Source organism: Streptomyces sp. NPDC054841 (assembly GCF_053611045.1).
The window spans coordinates 1,235-6,145 of record NZ_JBSGZO010000486.1 but is presented as its reverse complement, the minus strand read 5'-3'; the positions used below and the strand labels follow the sequence as shown (position 1 = coordinate 6,145).

The window sequence follows — 4,911 nt, the reverse complement described above, 5'->3', positions numbered from 1 at the left end:
CAGCCCGCCGGAGTGCCTCACCGGAGCCCCTCAGCAGTGATCCCGGGCCCTGGGGGCCGTCTTCTGGTTCAGGCTCCGGCGCTGGTTTGAAAGGGGGGCCCGGAGCCAGTGCCAGTGGCTCCGGCCTTCCTTTGGCGTGACTAGCCGCATCCCCTGGGCTTCCTCCCCAAGGTGGTCAAGCCGTTCGTACGCCCGCGGTCAGAGCGGCCTCTGTCGTGCGGGGCCGTCTCTCGAGAGCCGCGCGTATCGCTGCCGGCGGTGAGCGCGACCAGGGTGACTGCGGGGCCGTGGGGCCCGCCGTGGGCCGGGTACTGGGGAGGGAAGGGCTGGGCGGTCATGTCTGGGCCTCCTGGCTGTGGGCCGGCATGGGTGCGGCGGGAGGCCCGCGGGTGCGGGGAGCAGGCACCGATTGGCGGTTTCGGTACCGACCTGCGGGGACCATCCCCCCGCCGGCGTTCGTCGCCCGCCAGCGCGCCCAGCGCCTCGAGCAGGGCCTACGTCCCGAGCACGGCACCCGCCCCAGACCTGTCGGGACCTGCATCGACTGCGAGCTGGACGACGCATCCCCCAACCCCGCCCCCATCCCAGCCGCCCGCACGCCGCAGGGCCCGCCGCGCGGCAGTTGCGCCGACTGCGGCGTCCTCGCCGGTCTCGGAGACGTCGAGGCGGACCATGGTCCAGGTGGAGAGGCCCTTGCCGGGCAGCTTCGGTGGGCCGGCTTCGGTCTTGGCGAGGAAGAGGAGGGTGGCCTCGCGGGCGGAGCGGGCCTTGAGGGTGTCGCTGGTGCGCGCTGCCGCCAGAGGACCGCAACTGCATGATTCTGGCCTTCACCAACGACGACTGGCGGGCGGCGCTCGCCGATGTCGGGGAGGTGACCCGGACGATTGCGGCCAAGTTCCGTGCGTCGATGGCGGAGCATCTCGCCGAGCCCATCTGGAAGGCACTCCGGGCCCGGACCATAATGCGCGGTCCGGGCCCGGGTGGTGTGTCGGTGTCAGCCCGTGAGGCGGGTCACCGCCGGGACAAGGTCGCCCTGTTTGGCAATGCCCACGGTCCACAGATCTGCACTCTTCGGCACGGTGGCGAACCCTCGCACCACCACGCCGGGGTCGGCTGCCTTCTCCCAACGGTGCTGCTGCGCGTCGAAGCGCAGGGCGAGGGAGACGGCACCCTTGCCGCCGACCGCCCACAGCGCGCCGTGCCCGGTCTTGCCGACGGCCCGAAGCCGGCCGTCGGCGATCTCTGGTGTTGCCACATCGGTCCACTTCTTGCCGTCCCAGTGCGCCGCGTAAGGGCGGTCGGAGCCCTTGAACGTCGAGCCGCCCACCGCCCATACGTCGTTGGCACCCAGGGCGGTGAGGCCGCTTATCCAGCGGAGTTCGTCCTTGGCCGCCGCGGGTGTGGCGACCCGCGTCCAGGAGGTGCCGTCCCAGTGGAGCAGCAGGGCCCTCTGCGCGGTGGAGTCGGTCCCGTAGGACGTGCCCGCCGCCCAGATGTCGTCGGGTGCAACGGCGGCGAGGCCGGTGAGTTCCCCCTTGCCCACATCGGGCAGGGTCTGCCGGTGCCAGGTCGAGCCGTCCCACGACTGAATGGCGGGCACCCCGTTCTTGATGCCCTGCGGCACCGCGTGTCCCACCGTCCAGGCCTTCCCGTCGGAGGTCGTCGACACCGCCTCGGGCACCATCCGGCCGCCCGGGTCGCGGTCGAGGTCGCTCGCGGTCCAGGAGGTGCCGTCCCAGTGGACCGCCGTCGAGCCGACCGCCCAGATGTCACTGGCCGACCGGACGGCGAGCGCCTGCGGGAAGCTGTCTTTGGGAAGCGTCGACTGCTGGGTCCAGGAGGTGCCGTCCCAGTGCAGTGCCAGGGCCTCCAGTTCGGTGTCGCTCTTCAGCCGGTAGCCGACGGACCAGGCGTCCTTGTCGCTGAGCGCGGCCACGGCCGTGATGTCGCCCTTGTCCACCGGGACGGCGGTCGACTGCCACTGCCCGGCGACGCGCGACGGTGCGGCCGCGACGTCCTTGGCGGCGGGGGCGGGTCCGGCCCAGACGGTGCCGGCGGCGATCAGGCCTCCGGCCGCGATGGCGCCCGCGGCCAGCGCCGCCACCAGCGGCCGCCGTACGAGGCGCGGGCGCCCGGATGACGTGCTCGTATTCATCTCGGAAGTCCTTGAGCGATTGGGGGCGGGTTACTTGGCCGTGGTCTGGATGACGAAGTCGAAGGCGCCGGTGTAGTTGCCGGCCTTGGGACCCGCGAGGGTGATCGTGCAGGCCCGGTTGAGGAGCCGGTCCGCGGCGTTGAGCGCGGCGAAGTCCCGGCCGTAGGCCTGGGTGTCGTCGGGGAAGTACAACTGCGTGATGAGTACCGGTCCGCCGGGCGCCTGGACCTGGGTGTGGATATGGGGAGCCCGCTGGCCCCAACGGCCCCAGTAGTCCCGGGGGATGATCGTGCTCAGCTGGAAAGCGCCCCGGCTGTTGGTGTACTGGTGGCCGCGCAGCGCAAAGCCGGCGGTGTCGTAGTCGCCGTTCTGGTCGCACTGCCAGAACTCGATGAGCGTGCCGGGCAGGGGCTTGCACGCGGTGTCGTAGACGATGCCGCTCAGGTCGAGCCGCACGCCGCGGATCGCGGGGGTGATGAAGTCCGTCCGCTCGGGGGACTCAGGCTTGAAGAGCGGGCCCTCAGCTGCCGCCGGGGTCTCATGACCGTCGCAGGCGGGGGTGACGGCGAGGGGACGTCCAGCCGCGCGTGCTTCCTGCACCGAGCTCACGGGTGCCGCGAAGGCGGCCGAGGCGGCGCTCGTCGCCACGAGGGCGGCGGTCACTCCCGCCGAACTCGTTCTGATGAACGCCCTCCTCGAGCTCGTCTGTTCGCCACTCGCGTCGTGGTCTTGCCGCATCGCGTCTCCCTTGCCGGATTGCACTAGCCAGGCAGGGCATTCCAATGGGGGGAGGACCCGGATCCACGCCGTCGGGTCCATGGAATGCCCTGTTCCGTGTCAGCCTGGTCGCTGCCACGCGCACGCGGATCGATCGGATGACCGGCGACTTGGCGGCGTTACGAAACCCCGGGAGCGGGGCGCTGTTCCGTGCCGGCGGTCCTGGCGGCAACCCACAGCGCGATCTGCGTACGGGAGCGCATGCCCAGCTTGTCCCGTACGTTGTCGAGATGGGTGGAGACGGTGCTCGCCGACAGGTCCAGACGGGCGGCGATCTCACGGTTGGTGAGTCCCTCGGCGACCAGCGCGACCACGGTCATCTCCCGCCCTGTGAGCGGAGACCGCCCGTCCTCGGTGCGGACGGACGAGGCCGGTCCTTCGTCGGCTGCGCGCAGGGCGTACCCGATCAGCCGCTCCCAGCGCATCCGGCGTCCCTGGGCCAGCACGCCGTCCCGAGCCGCCGGGGTCAGTGCCGCTGCCGCGCGGGCCGTCGCCGACTCGACCTGCCGTCGCCATTCGGCCTCCGGCTCGGTGTCCAGCCTTCTGCGCGCCCGTGCAGCCGCAGTGAACAGCCGTAGCGACCGCTTCATCTGGCCTCGTTCCGCCGCCACGATGGCAAGCCCCTCCAGCGGATACAGCGCATGGAAGCTCTCACCGGGCACGGTGCCAAGGCCCTCGGCGAACAGATCATGGGCCGCGTCGACTTCGCCCAGGGCGAGTCGGACGGCACCGGCGGTGTGCAGGGCCGCTGCCGACTGCCACCAGGGGGACTGTGAGCGCAAAAGCGGCAGGCAGGACGCCATCAGCTCGTCGGCCTCGGCCGTCTTGCCGATGTGCAGCAGCGCCCAGGCCAGATGATGTCGGCACCAAGCCGTGTCACGGGGACGGCCGAGCGTGGCGACGATGTCCAGGCACTCCGCGAAGTCGGCCACGGCCCGGTCGAACTCGCCGCAGAACACCATGGCGGCGGCGCGGGCGTCCAGAGCGTTGGCAAGTGCCGCGGGGCCGCCGCCTCGCCGTTCGATTGCCACCGCCTGCTCCCCGAAGCGCAGCGCGGCCGCCGGGTCCTGCTGCCGGCAGGCCGCGCGTGCGGCGAGCGCCAGTGCCGCACCGGCCTGCGGGGGGCCGTCGTCCTGCGCGAGTATCTGGGTCAGCAGGTGCCGCGCTGCCGTCAGCTGTTCCTGCTGGAAGCGCACCCGCGCCAGCGCCAGGCCAAGACCGAGGTGCGGCGTGCCGTCGCGGCCGGTGGCGTAGGCGACGGCCGCCGCGAGGTTGTCCCGCTCTTTCGCCAACGGCCCTCCGGTCTGGTCGGCGAAGACCTGGCCGGCAGAGGGCTCCATGAGACCGGTCAGCCAGTCCAGGGCGCGCTGCCAGGTCCTGTGCAGCTCGCCGGAGTCGGCGAGCCGGTCCAGCGCGTAGGCCCGGATGGCGCTCAGCTGCCGGAATCTCGCGGTCTTCTCGCTCCCCGGCAGCCGCACGATCAAGGACTTGGCCTCCAGGGCGCACAGCACGCGCAGCACATCACGCGGCGGCACCTCGCCGTCGGCGCAGACCGCGGCGGCTCCCACGGCGTCGAATCCGCCGACGAGGACGGCGAGACGCCGAAAGAGCGTCTGCTCCTCCGGATCCAGTAATCGATGGCTCCAGTCGATCGCCGCGGCCAGCTCGCGATGCCGGCCGGGCCCGGTCCTGCTGCCGTCCGTCAGGAGCGCGAGCTGGTCGTCAAGTCCGGCCAGGATGTCGCTCAGCGGAAGGACTCCCGTGCGGCGGGCCGCCAGCTCGATGGCCAGCGGCATACCGTCAAGGCGCCGACAGATCTCCGCCACGGTACGGGCGTTGCCGGCGTTCAGCGCGAATCCGGGCGCGCAGCCGGCGGCGCGCTCCACGAACAGCCGTACCGCATCGGCCTGCAGCACCATCGCCGGATCGTCCACGTCGGCGGCCGGTGACAGGGACAGTTCGCCGACCCGGAACACCAC

At 71.9% G+C, this 4,911-nt stretch carries 3 protein-coding genes and 1 pseudogene; 1 reads left to right on the top strand and 3 read right to left on the bottom strand.

What is annotated here, in order from left to right:
• Positions 1–790: 790 nt before the first annotated feature.
• Positions 791–943, top strand: a pseudogene (locus ACWGI8_RS37315) (MmyB family transcriptional regulator); the annotation flags it as partial.
• 51 nt (positions 944–994) lie between these two features.
• On the opposite strand, the gene ACWGI8_RS37310 reads toward ACWGI8_RS37315, so the two are convergent.
• The 3 genes from ACWGI8_RS37310 to ACWGI8_RS37300 all read right to left on the bottom strand — a co-directional run.
• Positions 995–2,155, bottom strand: coding sequence for a hypothetical protein (locus ACWGI8_RS37310; protein ID WP_453667876.1), 1,161 nt, complete (start codon positions 2,153–2,155; stop codon positions 995–997).
• 30 nt (positions 2,156–2,185) lie between these two features.
• Positions 2,186–2,818 carry a dioxygenase family protein gene (locus ACWGI8_RS37305; RefSeq protein ID WP_453667875.1) on the bottom strand — a complete coding sequence of 211 codons (633 nt, stop codon included), beginning with the start codon at positions 2,816–2,818 and terminating at the stop codon, positions 2,186–2,188.
• 233 nt (positions 2,819–3,051) lie between these two features.
• The coding region (locus tag ACWGI8_RS37300) for an ATP-binding protein (RefSeq protein ID WP_453667874.1) at positions 3,052–4,911 on the bottom strand (1,860 nt) is incomplete at its 5' end.